At 72.5% G+C, this 444-nt stretch carries 1 protein-coding gene; it reads right to left on the bottom strand.

Annotated features, from left to right (window positions below):
• Positions 1–39: 39 nt before the first annotated feature.
• On the bottom strand, positions 40–444 hold a 405-nt coding region (locus BZL64_RS41850; RefSeq protein ID WP_244205815.1), incomplete at its 5' end, for an alpha/beta fold hydrolase.

Genomic DNA, 444 nt, shown 5'->3' with positions numbered 1-444 from the left:
CGGTGACGACCGCGACCTGTCCTTCGAGGCTCACCTTGCTCATGCGCCCTCCTTCATGGCTATGTGGGTGGTGACGAGGTCCCGGATCGTGCCGGTGACCAGCTCCGGGGCCTCCACCGGCGTCATGTGGCCGAGGCCGGGAAGCTCCGTGAGGCCGACGCACTGCGGCAGCGCCTCGGCGATCCGGCGGGAGTGCACGGGCGGGGTCATCCGGTCCGCCGAACCCACGATCACCGCCGCCGGTACCCGCAACTCCCGTACGGCGTGGTCGAGATCGAGCAGGTGAAGGACGTTCGACCAGGCGTGCCGGACCCGGCGCGGGCAGGCGTGCACGATCCGCGCGCAGGCCTCCACCATGTGCGGGGCCGAACCGGCGCCCATCGTGGCGTACTTGAGGATCCGGCGGGCGACGGGCGTGACCGGGCCGAGGGGCGCCCGTGAGCC

Origin of the sequence: Streptomyces bobili (genome assembly GCF_002154575.1) — a bacterium.
In the GTDB taxonomy this organism is placed as follows: Bacteria; Actinomycetota; Actinomycetes; order Streptomycetales; family Streptomycetaceae; genus Streptomyces; species Streptomyces bobili.
The sequence above is the reverse complement of the archived record's forward strand: the minus strand, read 5'-3'. Positions and strand labels throughout refer to the sequence as shown.